This is a genomic window from Caballeronia sp. J97, from assembly GCF_905220305.1.
Taxonomy (GTDB): domain Bacteria; phylum Pseudomonadota; class Gammaproteobacteria; order Burkholderiales; family Burkholderiaceae; genus Caballeronia.
Genome location: NZ_CAJMZL010000031.1, coordinates 1 through 22975 on the forward strand (window position 1 = coordinate 1; position 22975 = coordinate 22975).

Sequence of the window (22975 nt, forward strand, 5' to 3'; positions counted from 1 at the left end):
GAAGGCAGGCTGGAGCGAAGCGCGCATCAGGAAGGTGATGGGCGAGAACTGGATGCGCTTCTTCGGCGAAGTGTGGAACGTCTGAACATCAACGACAACTACAAGGGAACCCCGCGATGCAACCGCAACTGCCTATCGATGTCGATCCGCAAACCGGCGTCTGGACCACCGACGCGCTGCCGATGCTCTACGTGCCGCGCCACTTCTTCACGAACAATCATGTCGCCGTCGAGGAAGCGCTCGGCCGCGAGACCTACGCCGAAATTCTCTACAAGGCCGGCTACAAGTCCGCGTATCACTGGTGCGACAAGGAAGCCGAGAAGCACGGCATCACCGGCATGGCCGTGTTCGAGCATTACCTGAAGCGCCTGTCGCAGCGCGGATGGGGCTTGTTCAGCATCGTCGAAGCCGATCCGTCGACCTCGCATGCGCGCATCCATCTGCATCACTCGTCGTTCGTGCTCGCGCAGCCCGGCAAGCAGGGCAAGCTCTGCTACATGTTCGCGGGCTGGTTCGCCGGCGCGATGGACTGGGTCAACGACACCGCGCCCGACAGCGCGACGAAGGGCCCCCGCTCGAAGTCGATCGAGACGCAATGCGCGGCCGAAGGACATGAGCACTGCGTATTCGAAGTGTCGCCGCTCGCAGCGTAAGCGTTAAAGCACATCCATTCCGAGGTCGATCGCAATGCGTTACCCGAACCTTTTCAAGCCTCTCCAGCTGAACAAGCTGACGCTGCGTAACCGCATCGTCAGCACCGCGCACGCGGAGGTCTATGCCGAACCGGGCGGCCTGCCCGGCGACCGCTATATCCGCTATTACGAGGAGAAGGCGAAGGGCGGCGTCGGCCTCGCCGTGTGCGGCGGTTCGAGCCCGGTTTCGATCGACAGCCCGCAAGGCTGGTGGAAGTCGGTGAATCTCGCGACCGACAAGGTCATCGATCCGCTCTCGCGTCTCGCCGAAGCAATGCATCGGCACGGCGCCTTCATCATGATCCAGGCGACGCACATGGGCCGCCGTTCCGCCTGGCACGGCGAGCACTGGCCGCATCTGATGTCGCCCTCGGGCGTGCGCGAGCCGGTCCATCGCGGCAACGCGAAGATCATCGAAGTGGAAGAGATCAAGCGCATCATCCAGGACTTCGCCGCGGCCGCGAAGCGCGTGAAGGATGCGGGCATGGACGGCATCGAGATCTCGGCGGCGCATCAGCATCTGATCGATCAGTTCTGGAGTCCGCGCACCAACTTCCGCACGGACGAATGGGGCGGCTCGCTCGAAAACCGTCTGCGCTTCGGCGTGGAAGTGCTGAAGGCCGTGCGTGAAGAAGTGGGCGCGGACTTTTGCGTCGGCCTGCGCATGTGCGGCGACGAGTTCCACGAAGACGGCCTCTCGCACGAGAACCTGAAGGAGATCGCGCAGGCAATGTCCGAAAGCGGTCTGATCGATTATGTCGGCGTGATCGGTTCCGGCGCGGACACGCACAACACGCTCGCCAACTGCATGCCGCCGATGGCGCTGCCGCCCGAGCCGTTCGTGCATCTCGCGGCGGGCATCAAGTCGGTGGTGAAGCTGCCGATCATGCATGCGCAAAGCATTCGCGATGCCGGTCAGGCGGAACGCCTGCTCGCGAACGGCATGGTCGATCTCGTCGGCATGACGCGCGCGCAGATCGCCGATCCGCACATGGTCATCAAGATCCGCGATGGCCGTGAAGATGAAATCAAGCAGTGCGTCGGCGCGAACTATTGCATCGACCGCCAGTACAACGGTCTCGACGTGCTGTGCGTGCAGAACGCGGCGACCTCGCGCGAACAGACGATGCCTCATGTCATCGAAAAGACGCGCGGGCCGAAGCGCAAGGTCGTCGTGGTCGGCGCGGGTCCCGCCGGACTCGAAGCCGCGCGCGTCGCACGTTCGCGTGGACATGATGTCGTGTTGTTCGAGAAGAACGATTATGTCGGCGGCCAGATCATGCTCGCCGCGAAAGCGCCGCAGCGCGAGCAGATGGCCGGCATCGTGCGCTGGTTCGACATGGAAACGAAGCGCCTCGGCGTCGATCGCCGTCTCGGTGTCGCAGCCGACGACAAGATGATCATGGCCGAGAAGCCGGACATCGTCGTGCTCGCGACAGGCGGCTCGTCGTTCACGAATCAGGTGCCGGCGTGGGGCGTCGAGCAGGGTCTCGCGGTGAGCTCGTGGGACATCCTGTCGGGCAAGGTCGAGCCGGGCAAGAACGTGCTCGTCTACGACGGCGTGTCCACGCATGCGGGCGCGGGCGTCGCGGACTTCATCGCGTCGCGGGGCAACAACGTCGAGATCGTCACGCCGGACGTGAAGGTCGCCGACGATACCGGCGGCACCACGTTCCCGATCTTCTATCGCCGGCTCTATGCACAGGGCGTGATCCATACGCCGAACTACTGGCTCGACAAGGTGTACGAGGAAGACGGCAAGAAGATCGCCGTGATCCGCAACGAGTACACAGAAGAGCAGGAAGAGCGCGCGGTGGATCAGGTGATCATCGAGAACGGCATCACGCCGAACGACGCACTCTACTGGAAGCTCAAGCCCGAGTCGCTCAATCGCGGGCAAGTCGACGTGCACAAGCTTTTCGCATCGGAGCCTCAGCCGTCCCTGAGCGAAGAGCTGGGCAACGGACGCTTCCTGCTGTTCCGCGTCGGCGACTGCATCTCGATGCACAACATCCACAGCGCGATCTACGATTCGCTGCGCCTCTGCAAAGACTTCTGACGAGGGTACTGGACGATGAACCCCGTGTTTGTCATCACCGCGTTGCTGTGGCTTTCGATGGCGGGCCTCGCGTTCGCCTTGTTGAAACGCGCGGCCTACTGGCGTGAAGGCCGCGCAACGGCCGCCGGCGCGTACGGATGGGCGAATCTGCTGACCATTCCGAAGCGCTATTTCGTCGATCTGCATCATGTCGTGGCGCGCGATCCGTATATCGCGAAGACGCACGTCGCGACCGCCGGCGGCGCAATCCTCGCGATGGCGCTCGTCTTCATCAACTATGGTCTCGCGATCTACTCGCCGTGGCTCGACCGGGCCATCTTCCTCGCGGCGATCATCATGCTCGTCGGCGCGGTGTTCGTGTACAGACGCCGTCGCGCGAAGGACGTGCCCGCGCGTCTGTCGCATGGGCCGTGGGACAGTCTGCCGCTTCTGCTCGGCTCGTTCGCGCTCGGTCTCGCGCTGTTCATGTTGCTGCCCGCATCGTGGATGTCCGGCGCGCTCGCGATCATCGTCGCATTGCTGATCGCGGCGGGCGCCTACACGATGACCTTCGGCGCGGCGCAAGGCGGCCCGATGAAGCACGCGATGGCCGGTCTGTTGCATCTCGCGTTCCATCCGCGTCAGGAACGGTTTCACGCGAAGAGCCAGAACGAACGCGAAGTCGTGCCGCCCACGGCGCTGAAAAAACCCGTGCTGGACGCGAAGGAATACGGCGTCGGCAAGCCGGTGGAGTTCCGCTGGAATCAGCTTCTGAGCTTCGATGCCTGCGTGCAGTGCGGCAAGTGCGAAGCCGCGTGCCCGGCGTTCGCGTCGGGTCAGCCGCTGAATCCGAAGAAGCTGATTCAGGATCTGGTCGTCGGCATGGTCGGCGGCTCGGATTCGCAATACGCGGGCAGCCCGACGCCCGGCATTCCGGTCGGCAAGCATTCGGGCGGTCCGGCCAGGCCGCTCATTTCGCAGATGATCGAAGCGGACACGATCTGGTCCTGCACCACATGCCGCGCCTGCGTGCAGGAGTGCCCGATGTTGATCGAGCATGTCGATGCGATCGTCGACATGCGCCGCAACCAGACGCTCGTCGAAGGCGATGTGCCCGGCAAAGGCCCGATCACGCTCGCGAACCTTCGCGAGACCGGCAGCCAGAACGGGTATGACATCGGCGCACGCTACGACTGGTCGGTGGATCTGCAAGTGCAGGTCGCGCAGCCGGGGCGTCCTGTCGATGTGCTGCTGATCGCAGGCGAAGGTGCGTTCGACATGCGCTATCAGCGCACGCTGCGCGCATTGGCCAAGGTGATGAACAAGGCGGGCGTCGATTATGCGGTGCTCGGCGGCGTCGAAACGGACACCGGCGATACGGCGCGGCGTCTCGGCGATGAAGCCACGTTCCAGCAGTGCGCATCGAAGCTGATGAACACGCTGTCGCAATACCAGTTCCGTCGCATCGTCACCGCCGATCCGCACGTGCTGCACAGCCTGCGCAATGAATATCGCGCGCTCGGCGGCTATTACGAAGTGCAGCATCACACCGCGTTCATGGCCGAACTCGTCGCGAGCGGCAAGCTCACGCCGAAGGCCGCCGCCGTGCTCGCGGACAAGAAGATCACGTATCACGATCCGTGCTATCTCGGCCGCTATAACGGCGAAACGGAAGCGCCGCGCAAGCTCTTGAAGACCATCGGCATCAAGGTCGTCGAGATGGAACGTCATGGCATGCGCGCACGGTGCTGCGGCGGTGGCGGCGGCGCGCCGCTGACGGATATTCCCGGCAAGCAGCGCATTCCCGATATCCGCATCGCCGATGCGAAATCGATCGGCGCGGAAGTCGTCGCGGTCGGTTGCCCGCAATGCACCGCGATGCTGGAAGGCGTGGTCGGTCCTCGTCCCGAAGTGCTCGACGTGGCGGAGCTCGTTGCCGCCGCGCTGGAGTGAAGCCATGAACGACATCAAACGAATCGATCCGCGCCGGCCGTTCATCGTCACGGCGGCGGGGCTCAAGCGCATCACGCTCGGCGAAGTGGGCAACGGCGTCGTGCTGAACTTCATGCACGGCGGCCACAAGGAAGCGACCAAACCGCGCCGCACGACGAACCCCGCGACGCGCGCGCTGCTCGTCGCGGCGCACACGGATCGCGGCGCGCTCGACGATCACGCGCGCCAGGCGCTCGCCGCCGCGGCATTGCTCGCGGACGATCAGACCGAAGTCGTGCTGGTCGCGTTCGGCGAGTTCAAGGATGACGCCGCGCTTCTGGGCGCGGACCGCTATGTCGAACTGCCTGCATTCGATCGCCGCCACTACGCGCCCGATCAGGAAGTGCGCGCGCTGACGGCCTGCGTCGCGGCTTTCGCGCCTGCGCACATCTTCATGCCCGACAACGCAACGGGCGACGGCGATCTCGGCCGCCGCTACGCCGCGCGCGCCGATGCGTCGATCGCCACGCAGGTCGTCGAAATCGATGCGGCGCATGTCGCGTCGTATGCGCACGCGGGCCGCGCGTTCGCATCGCGCGCTCTGCCCGATGTGGTTCTGCTTGCAGCCAATGCCGTCGACGCGAAGCTGCCTTTCGTCGGCGTGGGCCAAGCCGTGAACGCGGAAGGCATCGTGCCGGAATCGAAAGCGAGCGCTTACGTCGATCTCGGCATCGAGGAAATGGATGCCGCGCAGGTCGCGCTGGAGGAAGCGGACTTCATCGTGTCGGCGGGCAACGGCGTGTCGGACATCGCGGCGTTCGAGACGCTCGCGGGCACGTTGGGCGCCGCGATCGGCGCGAGCCGCGTCGCGGTCGACGATGGCAAGTTCACCCGCGACAAGCAGATCGGCGCGACGGGCAAGACCGTCGAGGCGAGCGTGTATATCGCGTTCGGCATTTCGGGCGCCGTGCAGCATTTGCAGGGCATCAAGGATTGCCGTCACGTGATCGCCGTGAATCTCGATGCCAGCGCGCCGATCGCGAAGCGCGCGAATCTGACGATCGTCGCGGACACGCAGGAAACGATCAAGGCGCTGACCGATGCCGCCACCGCCGCACGCGCCGCGCGTGCCAATGGCGGATCGATCGCGAAAACGGCGCACGTTGCCGAGGGAGCTTATGTATGAGAGCCGGCATGAAGATCGCCGTTCTGGTTTCGACGGGACGTCACCCCGTCAGCGGCACCGCGCGCTATAGCCGCAACGACGCCGCCGCGCTGACGATCGCCATCGACATCGCCAAAACGCACGGCGCGCAGCTCGACGTGCTTCATGCGGGCGATCCGGGAAATCCGGCGCTGGCCGAATATCTCGCGCTCGGCGCGCCGAAAGTCGAAGTGCTCAACACGCAAGGCGATGCGTGCGCGGCCCTCGGCGCTCGACTCGCGGGCTATGACCTCGTGTTCACCGGCACGCGCGCGGAAGGCGCTTACGACAGCGGCACGCTGCCTTACAAGCTCGCGGACGCGCTGAACGTTCCGCTCGTCGGCGCGGCTGTGGATGTCAGCGTGACGAAAGACGGCGTGGAAGTGCGCCAGTTCATGCCGAAGGGATTGCGCCGCCGCGTGCGCGCGCCGTTGCCCGCGCTCGTCGCCGTGCATCCGCTCGCCAACGCCGCGCCGCGCTACGCCTATGCGCGCATGCGGGAAGGCCACGTCGCGCCGGTCGCGGCCAGTGCGCCGGTCGACAAGGAAAGCACGGCGTGGCGCATCGGCCCGGTCGCGGCGAAGCCGAAGAGACTCGCCGCACCCGAGAAGCGCTCGGGGCACGCGCGCATGCTCGGCGCGACGACGACCGAGAGCCGCGGCGGCAGCGTCGTAATTGAAGGGAGTTCCGTCGAAAAAGCACAAGTGATCCTGGCGTATTTGCGCGAGCATCAACTCGTCGATTACTAAGTTTTTTGACCCACATACGCATGCAGCAGCCCGCGTTCAAAGGTGTTTGGCGGGGCACCAGACGTGACGCACAACGGAGCACACGATGAAAGTTTCGGCAGACGTTCGCGCAATGATCGAACGCCGCAAAAAGGTCCATACGCTCGAGGCGCCGTTCTACACGAGCGAAGAGATTCACGCGCTCGACCTCGATGCCATTTTCCGCAAGACCTGGATCCAGGTCGCCGTCGAACCGGACATTCCCGAGCCGGGCGATTACACGACGGTCGAGATCGGCAACGACTCGATCCTGATCGTGCGCGACGACGACATGGAAATCCGCGCCTTCTACAACGTGTGCCGCCATCGCGGCGCGCGCCTGTGCAATCAGGAGAAGGGCTCGCTCGGCAATATCGTGTGCCCGTATCACAGCTGGACCTACAACCTCGCAGGCGACCTCATGTTCGCCGAGCACATGGGCGACCAGTTCGACCGCTGCAAGCACAGCCTGAAGAAGGTGCATGTGCAGAATCTCGCCGGCCTCATTTTCATTTGCCTCGCCGATGAACCGCCCGCCGACTTCGCGGTGATGCGCGAGGCGATGGAGCCGTATCTCGCGCCGCATGGCCTGAAGGATTGCAAGATCGCGGCGAGCATCGACATCGTCGAGAAGGGCAACTGGAAGCTCACGATGGAGAACAATCGCGAGTGCTATCACTGCGTGGCGAACCATCCCGAGCTGACGATTTCGCTCTACGAATACGGCTTCGGCTATCAGCGCTCGCCCGCGAATGAAGAAGGCATGGCGGCGTTCGAGAAGACCGTCGCGGAGCGCACCAAGCAATGGGAAGCGATGTGCCTGCCGTCCGCCGAGATCGAGCGCCTCGCCGATCTCGTCACCGGCTTTCGCACACAACGCCTGCCGCTCGATCGCGACGGCGAATCGCAGACCCTCGACGCGAAGGTCGCATCGAAAAAGCTGCTCGGCGGTTTCGAGCGCGCGGACCTCGGCGGATTGTCGTTCTGGACGCAGCCGAACTCGTGGCATCACTTCATGAGCGATCACATCGTGACCTTCTGCGTGATTCCGCTCGCATCGGGCGAAACGCTCGTGCGCACGAAATGGCTCGTGCACAAGGATGCGCGCGAAGGCATCGATTACGACGCCGACAATCTCACAGCCGTGTGGCGCGCGACGAACGATCAGGACCGCACGCTCGTCGAGTATTCGCAGCTCGGCGTCGCGAGCAACGCCTACGAGCCCGGTCCGTACTCGCCGTTCACGGAAGGACTCGTCGAGAAGTTTTGCGAGTGGTACATCGGACGTCTTGCCGATTACGCCGACACGCCGGAGCACGGCGTCGATGCGTCGCACGGCGAGAAAGTCGTTTCCTTCATGCGCTGAAGCAGTCGATGCGGGAGTAGAACATGATGCGCGATCAGGCTACGTTCGAACCGGCCGACAGCCGTGTCACCCAGCCGAAATTCTGGGGGACGCTGCCCGTGCGCTGGGATTGCGACACCGACGAGACGCTCGTCTGCTGTCACGTCCGGCAGGAAACGCACGACGTAAAGAGTTTCTTCTTCAAGGCGCCCGGCGAACGCACGTTCGTCTTCGAGCCGGGACAGTTCATCACGCTCGAACTCGATATCGATGGCGAGCAGATCAATCGTTGCTACACGATCTCGTCCGCGCCGACGCGCCCGCACACGATCTCCATCACCGTGAAGCGCGTGCCGGGCGGCAAGGTCTCAAACTGGCTCCACGATAACGTTGCCGCGGGATCGACGGTGCGCGTGCTCGGGCCGTCGGGCGAGTTCACGTGCGCGCGTCATCCGGCGCGCAAGTATCTGTTTCTTTCCGCGGGTTCGGGCATCACGCCGCTCATGTCGATGAGCCGCGCGCATCACGAGCTCGGCGACGACGCCGATATCGTGTTCGTGCATAGCGCGCGCACACCGGACGACATCATCTTCCCGCGCGAGCTCGATCTGATCGCATCGAATCAGAAGAACTTCCGCACGGCGTTCGTGTGCGAGCGTGTGGGTGCGCGCACCAACTGGCCGGGCGTGACGGGCTTTCTGAGCCTGCCGCTGCTGAAGCTGATCGCGCCTGACTTTCTCGAGCGCGAGGTCTTCACGTGCGGTCCCGCGCCCTACATGAAGGCAGTGCGCGATCTGCTCGACGCGGGTGGTTTCGATCGCAAGCATTATCACGAGGAGAGCTTCTCGTTCGGCGTCGTGGAAGAAGTCGCGGCTGCACTGACGACGGCGCATGTCGGCGAAGCGCTCGCGACGCAGACCGATTTCGCCGCAGCGCGTGAGGAAGCGGTCGGCTTCGCGCCCGCGCCGACGGAGACGATCGAAACGATTGAAACGATCGAAGCCGCGCCGATCGAAGCGAGGTTCAAGGTGAACTTCGCGAAAAGCCGGCGTGACATCGAATGCGGCAGCAACGAGCACGTGCTCGACGCGGCGAAGAAGGCGGGCGTGCGTCTGCCTTCTTCGTGCACGCAGGGCATGTGCGGCACATGCAAGGTCAAGCTCGTGTCGGGCGAGGTGAGCATGAAACATGCGGGCGGCATTCGTCAGCGCGAGATCGATCAGGGCATGGTCCTGCTGTGTTGCAGCAAGCCTTTGAGCGATCTTGTCGTCGACAAGTGAAGGCCGGAGCGGGGTGCGTCGTTTCTTGACAACTGAGTGTCGGAAAAGTGCGTTACGGACCAATTCTGGCTGGTGATTCTGATCGCTACACGGCGTGGGGCCGCTAAGGGGAAACCGAATGAAACCGATGAGAAGAATGCTCGTTCTGGGGGCGATGAGCGCCGCCCTTGCCGCGAGCTTTGTGGCGAGCGCCGCGGACAAGCCGACGATCAAGATTGGTTATGTCGAAGGTTGGGACGACAGTGTCGCGACGTCGAACGTCGCTGCGCGCGTCATCGAGAAGAAGCTGGGTTATCCGGTTCAACTCGTGCCGGTGGCGGCGGGCGTGATGTGGCAGGGCGTCGCGCGCGGCGATCTGGATGCGACGCTGTCGGCGTGGCTGCCGGTCACGCACGGCGCGTACTGGAACAACTTCAAGTCGAAGGTCGTGAATCTCGGTCCGAACTTCCAGGACGCGAAGATTGGCTTGATCGTGCCGGAGAGTGTCGACGTCAACAGCCTGTCGGATCTCGAAGCGAAGAAGGCGGAATTCGATTCGCGCATCGTCGGCATCGATGCGGGCGCGGGCGTGATGCAGAAGACGAGCGAGGCGATCAAGGCTTATAACCTCGACTACAAATTGCTGCCGAGTTCGGGTTCGGCGATGACGGCTGAGCTTGCGCGTTCGGAAGCGGCCAACAAGCCGATCATTGTGACGGGCTGGAAGCCGCACTGGATGTTCGCGAAGTACAAGCTGAAATTCCTCGATGATCCGAAGAAGGTGTTTGGCGAGTCCGAGCACGTGGATAACGTGATCAATCCGGACCTCGAGAAGAAGGCGCCGCAGGTGGTGGCATTCCTCAAGAAATTTCAGTGGAAGCCGGGCGAGATCGATAGCGTGATGCTCGCGACGCAGAATGGCGAGAAGCCGCAGGCGGCCGCTGATGCGTGGATCAGCGCGCATGGGGATCGGGTGGATTCCTGGACCAAGTAAAGTTTCTTCGAGCGTTTGGGCAAACGCTGAGCGCCGTGGGGTGGGAAGCCTGCGGCGCTTTTTTTTTTCGCCGGATCCCGTATTCGTGTCGGTCTATTAGCACTGCCCCTGTGCGGGGCGGCAGTCACTTTCTTTGCTGCTGCAAAGAAAGTAACCAAAGAAAGCAGCTTCTCCCATCCAAAGTACTTCACGCCGGCCGCGGCACAGGCGATTGGCCTAATGGCCCGCCCGTAGCAAGTGCCCTCACAAGCAGAACACGGCTTGGACCGCGCACGGTCCGACGAACCACTACTTTGAGGGCGCTGGTTCAGCACAAAAGAGCATCGGCACAGCGCTACGCGCTGCCGCCGGGTCCACAAGGGAAACCAACCTTAGGCAATTGCGGTGAGATGGAGGTGTTAGTAGAGAAGCACGGACCGACCCGATGGACCCATCGGCCGCGAAGCGGGCCGGAGCTATTTTGTGCTGAACCCGCAAGGATTGCGGTGCGATGAGGCGGATCGTGCGCGATCCAAGCCCGGTTCCGCTGGCGGGGGCACTTGCTACGGGCGGGCCATTAGGCCAATCGCCTGTGCCGGGGCCGGTGTGAAGTACTTTGGATGGGGCTAGCTGCTTTCTTTGGTTACTTTCTTTGCAGCAGCAAAGAAAGTGACTGCCGCCCCGCACAGGGGCAGTGCCAATAGACCGACACGAAAACGGGATCCGGCGAAATCAAATGCAAACGCGAAAGCAAAAACCAAAACCAAAACCAAAACCAGCCGAACCCCCGAACAAGCTCACCGCAAAACCACCGTCCTCTCCCCATTAATAAAAACCCGCCGCTCGATAAACGCCTTCACAGCCCGCGCAAGCGTGATGCATTCCACATCCCGCCCGGTAGTCAACAACCGCTCCGGACCATAAGAATGATCGACGCGCTCGACTTCCTGCTCGATGATCGGCCCTTCATCGAGATCATCGGTGACGAAATGCGCCGTCGCGCCAATCAGCTTGACCCCGCGCGTATGCGCCTGGTGATAAGGTTTCGCCCCCTTGAACCCCGGCAAAAACGAATGATGAATATTGATCGCGCGCCCCGCGAGCTTGCGGCTCGTCTCACCCGAAAGAATCTGCATATAACGCGCGAGCACCATCAACTCGGCGCCTGAGCTATCGAACAGATCGAGCAAGCGCGCTTCCTGCTGCGGCTTGGTATCGGCGGTAATCGGCAGATGATGGAACGGCAAGCCATGCTGTTCGGCCAGATGCGCGAGATCCGTATGATTCGACCCGATCCCGACGATATCCATCTTCAGCTCGCCCATGCGCCAGCGGAACAGCAAATCGGCGAGGCAGTGCTCGAGCTTCGACACCATGAGCAGCACCTTCGGCCGAACAGCGAGATCGTGCATCGCCCAGGACATCGAGAAGCGCTCCGCGATCGGCTCGAATTCGCGCTTCAGCATCGCGAGATCGAGCGCTTCCTCGGGCCGCGCGCCATGAAACACGCAGCGCACGAAAAAACGCTCCGAGAGATCGTCATCGAAAACGGTGAGTTCGTCGATATAACCGTGATGCCGCTCCAGAAAGCCGACGATGGCGGCGACCTGACCCGCCGCGCTCGGGCACGAGACGGTCAGCACCAGTTGATCAAAGCGGGAATCGGCTGCCATGCATGCTCCACATTCGAATGGTCGCCGCGCCGCGAAATGCGGCGAGCGTACGCGCTAGTAGAGCAAACGCGGCCGTTCACGGGATAGAAGCGAACCGCCGTGGCAATAGTACGAAAGCGTCAGCCGACGATGTCGCATTCGTCGAGCAGCCACTCGCTGAACGCCCGTACCGCCGCGGTCGGCTCGCGCGGCGTGACCAGCACGTAGCCGCGATCGGTGACGAGCGGCGCATCGGCGAGCGCGACGAGCTGGCCCGTCGCTATCAGTTCGTCGATGAGCGGCGCCCAGCCGAGCGCGACGCCCTGGCCCATCACCGCCGCGTGCGTGACGAGCGCGTAGCTGTTGAACGTGAAGCCGCCTTGCGTCGGCGGCGCGGCGAGGCCGTGTGCTTCGAACCATGCGCTCCATGAAAGCCAGCGTTCGGGGAAGGTCGGTTCGAGATGCAGCAGCGGCAGCCCGAGCAGATCGCCGGCCGAAACCGCTTCGATTCTGCCCGCGAGCAGCGCAGGGCTGCACACCGGCGTCACCCGCTCGGGAAAAAGCTTCACGGCATGCTTGCCGATCCATTCGGCTTGCGTGTCGCCGAATACGATGACCACGTCGGCATGATCGCCCGACGCGCTCGGCAAGCTCTGCGACGTGATGATCTTCACGTCGACATCGGGCATCAGCGCCTTGAATTGCGGCAGGCGCGGCATCAGCCAGTAAGTGGCGAAGCCGAAATCGGTCGACAGCGTGAGCGTGCGCTGCGCATGACGCGCGCGAATATCCGACGTCGCCGCGCGTATGGTGGCGAGTCCCTGACGCACCGCATCGAAAAGACGCGCGCCGTCTTCCGTGAGCGTCACCCCGCGATGCCCGCGCTCGAACAACGCCGCGCCGAGCGATTCCTCCAGTTGCACGACGCGCTGGCTGACCGCGGGCTGCGTCGAGCCGAGCTCGCGCGCGGCGGCCGTGAAACTCGCGAGACGCGCGGCGGATTCGAACATCAGTAACGCCTGCATCGGTGGCAGGCGGTCCGGCCGCGGCATAACTCCCCCTTATGAACGCATAACGTTTTGCTGTCTTCACAGCCGCGATTTGAACGGCAATAGTGACATGAAACGCTCAGTCAACGATTCTCTTCGAGGCACGTATTCATGCTTGAGACGAAACACAATATCCTTGTGCTGATGGCCGATCAACTCACGCCCTTCGCGCTTTCCGCATACGGCAACCGCGTGACGAAGACGCCGCGCATCGACGCGCTCGCACGCGAAGGCGTCGTGTTCGAATCCGCGTACTGCGCGAGTCCGCTGTGCGCGCCGTCGCGCTTCTCGCTTCTCGCGGGCAAGCTGCCCTCGAACATCGGCGCATACGACAACGCCGCCGAATTCCCGTCCGAAACGCTGACCTTCGCGCACTATCTGCGCGCCGAAGGCTATCGCACGATCCTCTCGGGCAAGATGCATTTCTGCGGCGCGGACCAGTTGCACGGATTCGAGGAACGTCTCACGACCGACATCTATCCCGCCGATTTCGGCTGGACGCCCGACTGGCAGAACTTCGACGCGCGCCCCACGTGGTATCACAACATGAGCTCCGTGATCGACGCGGGCCCGTGTGTGCGCACCAATCAACTCGATTTCGACGACGAAGTGACCTTCACGACGCGTCAGAAGCTCTTCGATATCGCGCGCGAGCGCAACGCGGGCAGGGACGCGCGTCCTTTCATGATGGTCGCGTCGCTCACGCATCCGCACGATCCGTATGCGATTCCGGACAAGTACTGGAACCTGTACCGCGATGAAGAGATCGACATGCCGTCATATCGCGATTCGCTCGATGCCTGCGATCCGCATTCGAAGCGCCTTCGGCACGTATATGAGGCAGACCGCACGCCGCCGACCGAGCGCCAGATCCGCGACGCGCGGCGCGCATACTACGGCGCGGTGTCCTACGTCGACGACCAGTTCGCCGCGATCCTCGAAGCGCTCGAACAAGCCGGACTCGCGGACGATACGATCATCGTCGTCACGTCCGATCACGGCGAGATGCTCGGCGAGCGCGGCCTTTGGTACAAGATGACGTTCTTCGAAGGCGGCTGCCGCGTGCCGCTGATCGTGCATGCGCCGAAGCAGTTCCGCGCGCATCGCGTGAAGGACTCGGTCTCGCATCTCGACGTGCTGCCGACGCTCGTCGAACTCGCGCGCGGCGCGGCGCCGCATTCATGGCCCGACAGCATCGACGGTCAGAGTCTCGTGCCGCATCTGCGCGAGCGCGGCGGCCATGACGAAGCGATCGGCGAATATCTCGCGGAAGGCGCGATCGCGCCCATCGTGATGATCCGGCGCGGGCGCTTCAAGTTCATTCACACGAGCGTCGATCCCGATCAGCTCTACGATCTGCAAGCCGATCCGTTCGAGCGCGAGAATCTCGCGGGCGATGAGCGTCACGCCGGTCGCGTGACCGAATTCCGCGCGGAAATCGCTCGCCGCTGGAATCTCGACGCGCTGCATCAGGACGTCGTGAAGAGCCAGCGACGCCGTCATTTCCATTTCGCCGCGACGACGCAAGGCGCGATTCAGTCATGGGACTGGCAGCCGCATGTCGATGCGAGCCAGCGCTACATGCGCAATCACATCGATCTCGACGATCTCGAAGCGATGGCCCGCTTTCCCGCCGTCGCGCGCTGATCCATCGACGGCACTTTCCCACATACACGACAGGACCGCACCATGAAAAAGGGCTTCATTCACGCGCTCTTCGCCGCCGCGCTGGCTTGCGCGGCCTCTCATGCGTTTGCCGCCGAACCGCAGTCCTGCGCCCAGGTGCGCATGGCGGGGCCGGGCTGGACCGACATCGACGCGACCAACGCAATGAGCGGCATCGTGCTCAAGGCGCTCGGCTATCGGCAGAACATCGCGAACCTGTCGGTGCCGATCACTTACCAAGGCATGAAGAAAGGGCAGATCGACGTGTTCCTCGGCAACTGGATGCCCGCGCAGGCGCCGCTCGTGAAGCCCTTCTTCGAGGAGAAGTCGATCGACGTGGTGCGCCCGAATCTCTCGAACGCGAAGTTCACGCTCGCCGTGCCGGACTACGTGGCGGCGGCCGGCGTGCATTCGTTCGCGGATCTCGCGAAGAACGCCGACAAGTTCGACAGCCGCATCTACGGCATCGAGCCGGGCGCGCCCGCAAATCAGAACATCAAGCACATGGTGGATGACAAGGCCTTCGGCCTCGGCGACTGGAAGCTGGTCGAATCGAGCGAGACCGCGATGCTCACGCAAGTGGAGCGCGCGGTGCGCGACAAGAAGTGGATCGTGTTTCTCGCGTGGGAACCGCATCTGATGAACACGAAGTTCAAGCTCGCCTATCTCGATGGCGGCGACAAGTACTTCGGCCCGAACTACGGCGGCGCGACGGTGAACACGGTGGCGCGCAGCGGCTACGAACGGCAATGCCCCAACGTGAGCCGGCTATTCAGGCAGATGGCGTTCAACGTCGATCTGGAAAACGGCGTGATCACCGACGTGTTGGAAAAGAAAACCAATGTCGATGCCGCCGCCACGGATGCGCTGAAGCGTCATCCGGAACTGCTGAAGTCGTGGCTCGACGGCGTGACCACGGCGAGCGGCGGCAACGGGCTGGAAGCCGTTCAGACCGCGCTCGGCGTGAAGTGAGGAGACGAGCGCGAGAAGACCGCGCTCAGCCGAGTTGCATGCTCGCGCGATCCTGTGCGGCCATCAGCACGGCGCGCATCGGTGTCTGAATCGCGACGAAATGCACCATCAGGCTGTCCTTCTGCTGGAAGTACCAAGGCGTGTTGATCGTCATGCAGTCGAGACCGTGCTCGAGCTTCCAGCCGAGACGGTCCGTCAGCAGGTTCGCAATGATGGTCTGATCGCCGCCGTTCGCATAGGTGCTCGATTTGTCGGGCGCGGCGCTGACATGCTCGTGAATCTCGTCGACGAATGCGATGGTCGCGGGCTTTTGCCTGAAGCCCAGCACGCCCGCATTGATGACCCACGGACCGATGTCGTGCGCGGCAAGGATGTCGCGCCCCGCGAGCAGCGGTTCGAGCGGCTTGCGTTGATCGAAGAACAGGATGTCCGCATCGATCCAGATCGCCCATTCGTGATGCGGCAGATGCTTGCGCAGGAACCACGGTTTGAGCCACGTACCGGATGTGCCCGGCCCGACTTCGGCAGGCGTCTGGCGATACACATAGAGCGTGTAGCCGTGGCGCTCGCAATAACGCCGCATGTTCTGCTCGGCGATCGCGCCGTACGCGCGCACGTTCGGCGTGTAGTAGGTGACGAGCGCGATGGCTCGGCCGGGGTTGTAGACGCTGTAGTCCTCATCCGGCGTCGGATTCCATGCCGGAAATTGAAGCAGGGGCGCGCCCTTCTGCTGGCAGTCGTTGATATGTTCCGCGAGCGCGTTGCGAAAGCCGGAAGGGATGAGGCCGTACGCGGCGTGCTCGTTGAGCACGATGGTCCAGAGGTTCGGATACTGCGCCCAGACTGGTTCGAAGCGTGGGCCGCAATGCATCGTGGCCATGATGCCGCCGCGCTCGCCGTGCGCTTCGATGAAGTCGAGCCCGCTGAGCATGTCCACTTCGTTGCGCGGCGAGCCGCCGAGCTTGCACTCCCCGATGAACGACACGATCAGCTTTCGGATCTCCGCCGTGTTGCGCCAGATCTGCACGGCCGTCTGACGCCCTTCTTCAGGGCCGGACACCGCCATCAACACGTGTTGCCTGCCTTCGGCAATGGGCTCGACCGGATGCATGTTGAGCACGATGCAGTCCTCGCTCATGCAGACGAGCAGCCCCATGTCGGGCATTTGGCGCAAGTGATGCAGGATGGCTTCGTACTTGAGCAGCAGACGTTGCGCGTTGCACGGGATGCCCGCCATCGAGATGCTGGCGTGTTCGTAGCCCAGGCGGGCGGCGTAGTGCTTGTGATTGACGAGAACTTCGGGGGCGTCGGCTTGGAGGACGCTCAGGCAGCGGGTAATCATGTCGATCGAATGGGAAACAGGGCTGGCGATGCTGTTTTTTTACAGATTCGGAGTATGAGGAGCCGTGCCCGCCGCGCATATCGGGCATGTCTGAAATCGAGGCCGTTCCTTTGAAACGAAACGCTGTAGTGCAGTAGTCGCAACTGGACAGATTTTCGTCGCACCGGGTCGCGCGGCGACATATATGGAACCTTATTTTTACAACGTCGACACGACGCTTCAACGCGGGCGATAACGAATCGAACGCAGTCTTCGGCAGTTCCCGGCAACGTCAGCTTGCGATATGCCTTCACGCCTCGTGCGTGAGGCAGGGCATCGCTTTTTCCAACGCAACATCGATCAGGACGAGCAAAGGACCAGCACATGAGAAAAGGACATGCCGCAAGAATCGCGGGCCTCGCGTTCGCAGCGGGCGCGGCGAACACGCCGATGGCGGCGCATGCGCAAAGCAGCGTGACGCTCTATGGCATTCTCGATGCAGGTGTCACTTGGGTAAGCAACACCGGCGGCTCGCACGTGGTGAAGTTCGACGACGGCATTTCCTACGGCAACCGCATCGGTTTTCGTGGCACCGAAGATCTGGGCGGCGGCTTGCAGGCGGTCTTCGTGCTCGAATCGGGATTCCATCTCGGCAATGGTCAGCTCGGATTCGGCGGCGCGGAATTCGGCCGGCAGGCGTATGTGGGCCTGAAGAATCAGTGGGGCACGGTGTCGCTCGGCAATCAGCTCGACATGACCGAGGAGTTCGTCTATCTCTACAACATCTCGGCGTGGGCGAGCGGTTATGCGATTCACCAGGGCGACTTCGACCGCATGAACGGCGACCGCCTGCCGAACTCGATCAAGTTCCTGTCGAACGACTTCGGCGGCTTCACGTTCGGCGGCATGTATTCGTTCGGCAATCAGGCGGGCGACTTCCATCGCAACAGCGCGTGGAGCGTGGGCGCGCACTATGCCGCCAACACCTTCAATGTCGGCGCGGCGTACACGCAACTGAACAACCCGAACGGCATCTATGCGTTCGATCCCTACGCGATGATCGGCGCGCGCACCTTCCTGGGCCAGCCGACCGTCTCGGTCGATCCGGCGACGGGCGCAGTCACCGATCTCTATAGCTCGACGCCGTTCCCGGTCGACAAGCAGGGCGCGTTCGCGGTGGGCGCGGCGTGGACCATCGGCAACCTGATGCTGTCGGGCAACTTCACGTACACCACGATCAAGGGACTCGGACAGACCTCGCACATGCAGGTGTACGAAGGCGGCGCGTCATACAGCTTCATGCCCGACCTGAATCTCTACGGCGGCTATCAGCACACGCGCTTCGAAGGCAATCACTGGAATCAGGGCTCGCTCGGGCTGCACTATCTGCTCTCGAAGCGCACGGACCTGTATGTCTCCGGCGACTATCTGCGCGCGTCCGGCCCCATCGATGCGGTGATCGGTTATAGCTTCACGCCGTCGTCGTCGAATACGCAGGCCGATGTGCGCGTCGGCATGCGGCATTCGTTCTAGGCTGCGGCGCGTCGCACGGGCGGGACGGCACGCAATGCGCTGCGGTCCTGCCTCGGGCTCGTGTGAAAGCGCGCGCGATAGGTGCGCGAGAAATGCGACGGTGACTCGAAGCCGCACGCGACGCATACCGCGAGAATGGACATGTCGGTCTGCTGCAGCAGCTCGCGCGCGCGCACGAGCCGCAGGCCGAGATAGAAGTGCGTCGGCGTGTCTTTCAGCGACGCGCAGAAGAGCCGTTCCAGCTGACGCCGCGTCACGCCGATGGATTCGGCCAGCGCATCCGGCGACAGCGGCTCTTCCATGTGCTCTTCCATCAGCTCGATCACCTGAATCAGCTTGCGATTGTGGATGCCGTAGCGCGCGGCGATCTGCAAACGCTGGTGATCCGAGCGCTGCCTGATGCGCCCCAGCACGAACTGCTCCGACACCTGCGCGGCTAGGCTCGCGCCGTGCTCGCGCGCGATCAGGTCGAGCATCAGGTCGATCGACGCCGTGCCGCCGGCGCAGGTGATGCGCCGCGCGTCGATCTCGAAAAGCTCCTGACTCGTCCCGATGCCCGGATAGCGCTCGGCGAACGCGGCGGCGGCTTCCCAGTGCAGCGTCGCGCGCTTGCCCGCGAGCAGGCCCGCTTCCGCGAGGATGAAGCTGCCGGTGTCGATGCCGCCGAGCGTCGCGCCCGCGCGGTCGAGCCGTCTCAGCCAGTCGCCGATCGCGCGCGTGTAGCCCGAAAGCGGCTCGAAGCCGGACACGACGAACACGGTGCGCGCGTCGCTCACCCGATCGAACGCGCTTTCGGCATTGAGCGTGATGCCGTTGCTCGCCGCGACGGGGCCGCCGTCGACGCTCAGGATATGCCATCGGTAGAGTTCACCCGCGAAGCGATTGGCGACGCGTAGCGGCTCGATCGCGGACATGAATCCGATCGACGAGAATTCGGGCAGCAACAGAAAATGGAAATCGTGGGGGGCGGACATCGGATCGATCGATAAAGTCTGGTCGATGAGCAAGCCGTCCACGCTAGCAAGCGCATGAAGCGCGCGCAATCCGGCACGCCCCGTAGGGCGGCCGGACCGGTGCCGAAGCGAATGCGGGTCTAGGCGCCCGCGAGCGCGTTCGTGAGGGTCTCCGCGACCGTGGCGAGATGCGGCTCGACCACGAGGTCGGTGTGCCTGCCGATGACCGGCATGACGCGCACGCCGTGCTTCGCGACGCGCTGCCAGACCGGCAGAGGATCGCTGCGCGATTCGTCGAGCAGGGTCGCGCGCACGTAGACGATCGGTCCCCCTTCATAGCGGCGCGGTTTGTAGGTCGCCATCGCGACCTGCATCGATTCGCGCACGCGCTGGAGCACCGGCGGCAGGTCGGCCGTATCGTCGGTCGCGGGCCTGTGCGCCTGCTTGCCCATGCGCACGCGCACGCGGTCGGTGATCACCGCCGCCTTGCCGCGCATGTAGCCGATGCGCTGGCCGGCTTCGAGCGAACGCAATTCGCGCAGACGATCGACGACCACGCTCGCCTGATAACGCGTCCAAAGCGTGAAAGGGAGGCACTGCGTGTGCACGTAGGTATCGAGCAGGCAGAGCATCTCGATTTTTTCGCCCGCCGCGACGAGCTGCTGCGCGATCTCGAACGCGACGAGGCCGCCGAACGAATAGCCGACGAGCGCGTACGGCCCGCTCGGCTGCAGTTCGCGCATGCGCAGCACATAGCCGCGCGCCATCTCTTCGACGCTGCGCTGCGGGGCTTCGTCGCCGTCCAGGCCGAGCGCCTGCAGGCCGTAGACGGGCCGTTCGTTCTGCAACATGCCCGCGAGCGTCAGACACTCCATCACCGAACCGGTGATGCTGTGCACCATGAAGAGCGGCCGGCCGCTGCCCGCGCGCATCTGCACGAGCGTCGAGTCTCCGGTGCGCAGGTTCGGATCGGCGGCGAGGACGGTCGCGAGACGCGCGATGGTCGGCGCGAGGATCATCGTCGCGAGCGGCAGCGTGCGCCCGGTCGCGCGCTGCACCTCGGCGAGCATGCGCGCGGCGAGCAGCGAATGGCCGCCCAGTTCGAAGAAATTGTCGTCGCGGCCGATCGGCGAGAAGCTGAAATGCTGCTCCCAGAGCGCGCACAGGTACGCTTCGATCTCCGCGATCGATTCGCCCGGCGCGGGCAACTCGCGTTTCACGCGCGTGAGCGACGGATGCTCGCGAATCTGGTCGAGGCACTCCGGATTGGCGAGCGACGACACGTTGCGCGCGGGCAGGCCGTTCACCGCATCGCGCGCGGCCGCTTCCGACGGCTTGTTGTTGTGCGTGACGGGCAGCCCGTCGACCTGCACGATGACGTCGGGCACGAGCGCGGCAGAGCCCTGGCGCGTCAGGTCGCGGCGCACGCGCGCGGCGAGCGCCGCGTTCAGTTGCGCGCCCGGCCGCAGCACGAGCAGGAGCACGATGCGCTGGCCCGCATCGCCCGCGTTGGCGCCGGTCTGGGCGACGACCATCGCATGACGAATCTCGTGGATCTCGCTCAGGATGCGATAGATCTCGCCCGGGCTCACATTGATGCCGCGCACATTGAGCACGCCGTCGCTGCGGCCGTGCAGGCGCGCGGAGCCTTCGGGCGAGAACTCGATCACGTCGCCGTGCGTCCACACGCCTTCGTTGGCGGCGAAATACGCCTTGTGAAAGCGCGAGCCGTCGTCGTCGCCGAAGAAGCCGAGCGGCCGCGACGGAAACGGGTTCGTGCAGACGAGCTCGCCCGGCATGATCGTGCTCGCCCCCTGATCGAACGCCTGCACGTCGAGACCGAGGCTCCTGCACTGCGCTTCGCCCGCATAGACGGGCAGATTCGGATTGCCGAGCACGAAGCAGCCGATGATGTCGGTGCCGCCCGAAATCGATTGCAACTGCAACTGCTTCACGTGCCGGTAGACCCACAGGAACTGCGAGTCGTAGAGCACGGCGCCGGTGGACATCATCGCGCGCAACGCGGAGAGATCGAATTGCCGGGCCGGCTCGATGCCCGCATCCTCGCTCATCTTGAGATAGGCGGGACTCGTGCCGAACACGGTCGCGCGCTCGTTGGCGATGAGACGCCAGAGCGTATCGACGGCGGCGACGGGGCCATCGTAGGTGATGATTTCGACGCCCGACGCGAGCACCGACATCTGCCAGTTCCACATCATCCACGAGCAGCTCGTGTGGAAGAAGAGCTTGTCGCCCGGACCGAAGTTGCTGTGCAGCCGATGCTCCTTCACATGTTCGAGCAGCGTGCCGCCCGCGCCGTGCACGATGCATTTCGGCTTGCCGGTCGTGCCCGACGAAAACATGATGAAGAGCGGATGATTGAACGGGAACCGCTTCCATGCGAAGCGCATCGCGTCGCCACGAGCGATCAGCGCGCGCAGTTCGTGCTGGCGCTGCGTCACCGTGCTCGGCAGCTCCGTATCGTCGAGGCAGACGATGTCCGTGAGCGACGGCAGTTGCGCGGCCACCGCGGCGACGTGCCCCGAGAGCGAGCCGCCCGTATCGAACGGGCGCTGCATCGTGTGCGCGAAGAGAAATTTCGGGTCGAGCGGGGCGAAGCGGTCGAGAATCGCCTGCACGCCGTTTTCCGGCGCGGCTGTCGAGAGCGTCGCGCCGAGCGCGGTCACGGCGAGCGCCGCGGTGATCGCGTCGCAGTCGTTGCGCATGATCGCGACGACGCGGTCGCCTTCTTTGAGACCGAGCGCCGAAAGCGTCTGCGCGAGACGCACGACGCGCTCGCGCAACTCGCCGCGCGTGTAAGTGACGCGGCGGCCGTCGGCGAAGCATGAGGTGATCGCGGGCGCGTCATCGGGGGCGATGCGTTTGCCGAGCAGGTTCTCGGCGTAGTTCAGTTCGACGTTGGGGAAAAACCGCGCCGTTTCGCATTGATTGCCGATGCAGACCGGTTCGTCGGATCCCGACCATTCGAGCCCGCGCGCCGATTCGAGAAAGCATTTCCAGAATTGGCGATATTCACGAACCGAATAAGCATGTAATTCCGAGTAATCGGCGAACTGGCTGCCGGTCGCTTTTTCGAAAGCCTGTGCAAAGGCTGTCATGCGCGATCCGGCGACCTGATCGGGTGAAGGCGAAAAAAGCGGTTCGCGCGCGTAGAGCCGCGCGCTTTCTCGGATGGCGTCTTGACGGTCCATTATCCAGGCACCTTTGTTTTGGACGACGTGTAATAAACAGCTATCTGGCCGGCAAACGTTGCGCGCAACCCGTTGAAGAAAGATCCACGTGTTTCTTTCAGCCGCGCCATTGCCGAGACAAGCTATCTCTTTCCCGAACGATACCCGGCCGGAACTCCGGGCTATGTGCGACCAACCACAGAGACCGTGGCGTTTCGGCAAAGATTGATCTTGCACAAGGACGACACGCATGCTTCGGATGCCGAATCGCGGAAATAACTACGCCTTTTGCGCGCACTGTTCATCTCAATGCGCGTTAACACCATGGTGCGAAATTCTCGAATATGAGCAACAGCCGTTCATTGCAATCAGCTTTCATTAGGGCGTGCGTTGCGGCGATGCCGCTCTCGAACGGGCGTACCCGAATCG

At 63.5% G+C, this 22975-nt stretch carries 16 protein-coding genes; 11 read left to right on the forward strand and 5 right to left on the reverse strand.

Translation table 11 applies throughout. The annotated features are described in order from the left end of the window. Window positions 1-116: 116 nt before the first annotated feature. The 8 genes from U4Y90_RS29100 (at window position 117) to U4Y90_RS29135 (ending at window position 10231) form a co-directional block, all read left to right on the forward strand. On the forward strand, window positions 117-653 hold the full coding sequence (locus U4Y90_RS29100; protein WP_321799825.1) for a DUF5943 domain-containing protein: 537 nt from the start codon (window positions 117-119) through the stop codon (window positions 651-653). Between the two features lie 34 nt (window positions 654-687). Further along, window positions 688-2751 (forward strand): NADH:flavin oxidoreductase, encoded by a 2064-nt coding sequence (locus U4Y90_RS29105; protein ID WP_321799827.1) that lies wholly within the window; start codon window positions 688-690, stop codon window positions 2749-2751. Between the two features lie 15 nt (window positions 2752-2766). Then, window positions 2767-4683, forward strand: coding sequence for a (Fe-S)-binding protein (locus U4Y90_RS29110; protein ID WP_321799829.1), 1917 nt, complete (start codon window positions 2767-2769; stop codon window positions 4681-4683). Window positions 4684-4687: 4 nt separating this feature from the next. Beyond that, window positions 4688-5848 carry an electron transfer flavoprotein subunit alpha/FixB family protein gene (locus tag U4Y90_RS29115; protein WP_321799830.1) on the forward strand — a complete coding sequence of 387 codons (1161 nt, stop codon included), beginning with the start codon at window positions 4688-4690 and terminating at the stop codon, window positions 5846-5848. 8 nt (window positions 5849-5856) lie between these two features. Beyond that, on the forward strand, window positions 5857-6615 hold the full coding sequence (locus U4Y90_RS29120; protein WP_321799831.1) for an electron transfer flavoprotein subunit beta/FixA family protein: 759 nt from the start codon (window positions 5857-5859) through the stop codon (window positions 6613-6615). 85 nt (window positions 6616-6700) lie between these two features. Then, window positions 6701-7999, forward strand: a complete 1299-nt coding sequence (locus tag U4Y90_RS29125) for an aromatic ring-hydroxylating dioxygenase subunit alpha (RefSeq protein WP_321799832.1) — start codon at window positions 6701-6703, stop codon at window positions 7997-7999. A 23-nt stretch (window positions 8000-8022) separates the two neighbouring features. Continuing rightward, a complete protein-coding gene (locus U4Y90_RS29130) occupies window positions 8023-9258 on the forward strand; it encodes a hybrid-cluster NAD(P)-dependent oxidoreductase (protein ID WP_321799833.1) in 1236 nt (411 codons plus the stop codon). Window positions 9259-9376: 118 nt separating this feature from the next. After that, a complete protein-coding gene (locus tag U4Y90_RS29135; protein WP_321799834.1) occupies window positions 9377-10231 on the forward strand; it encodes a glycine betaine ABC transporter substrate-binding protein in 855 nt (284 codons plus the stop codon). Window positions 10232-11007: 776 nt separating this feature from the next. Here U4Y90_RS29135 and purU read toward each other — a convergent pair. Together purU and U4Y90_RS29145 are read right to left on the reverse strand one after the other, a co-directional pair. Beyond that, a complete protein-coding gene (purU, locus tag U4Y90_RS29140) occupies window positions 11008-11883 on the reverse strand; it encodes a formyltetrahydrofolate deformylase (RefSeq protein ID WP_321799836.1) in 876 nt (291 codons plus the stop codon). 119 nt (window positions 11884-12002) lie between these two features. Then, a complete protein-coding gene (locus tag U4Y90_RS29145; protein ID WP_321799837.1) occupies window positions 12003-12914 on the reverse strand; it encodes a choline sulfate utilization transcriptional regulator in 912 nt (303 codons plus the stop codon). A 108-nt stretch (window positions 12915-13022) separates the two neighbouring features. Between U4Y90_RS29145 and betC the strand changes: the two genes are divergently transcribed. Further along, window positions 13023-14558, forward strand: coding sequence for a choline-sulfatase (gene betC, locus U4Y90_RS29150; protein ID WP_321799838.1), 1536 nt, complete (start codon window positions 13023-13025; stop codon window positions 14556-14558). Between the two features lie 42 nt (window positions 14559-14600). Continuing rightward, a complete protein-coding gene (locus tag U4Y90_RS29155; protein WP_321799839.1) occupies window positions 14601-15548 on the forward strand; it encodes a choline ABC transporter substrate-binding protein in 948 nt (315 codons plus the stop codon). A 25-nt stretch (window positions 15549-15573) separates the two neighbouring features. On the opposite strand, the gene U4Y90_RS29160 is transcribed toward U4Y90_RS29155, so the two are convergent. Further along, window positions 15574-16890, reverse strand: a complete 1317-nt coding sequence (locus tag U4Y90_RS29160) for a hypothetical protein (protein WP_321799841.1) — start codon at window positions 16888-16890, stop codon at window positions 15574-15576. A 363-nt stretch (window positions 16891-17253) separates the two neighbouring features. On the opposite strand from U4Y90_RS29160, the gene U4Y90_RS29165 reads away from it, so the two are divergent. Beyond that, a complete protein-coding gene (locus U4Y90_RS29165) occupies window positions 17254-18402 on the forward strand; it encodes a porin (protein ID WP_321799842.1) in 1149 nt (382 codons plus the stop codon). Here the strand turns inward: U4Y90_RS29165 and U4Y90_RS29170 are convergent. Both U4Y90_RS29170 and U4Y90_RS29175 read right to left on the reverse strand, forming a co-directional pair. Beyond that, on the reverse strand, window positions 18399-19376 hold the full coding sequence (locus tag U4Y90_RS29170; RefSeq protein WP_321799843.1) for a GlxA family transcriptional regulator: 978 nt from the start codon (window positions 19374-19376) through the stop codon (window positions 18399-18401). The two genes, U4Y90_RS29165 and U4Y90_RS29170, sit on opposite strands and share 4 nt — an antisense overlap. Window positions 19377-19495: 119 nt before the next feature. Continuing rightward, complete coding sequence (locus U4Y90_RS29175) at window positions 19496-22567, reverse strand: acetoacetate--CoA ligase (protein WP_321799844.1); 3072 nt, start codon at window positions 22565-22567, stop codon at window positions 19496-19498. Window positions 22568-22975: the final 408 nt, after the last annotated feature.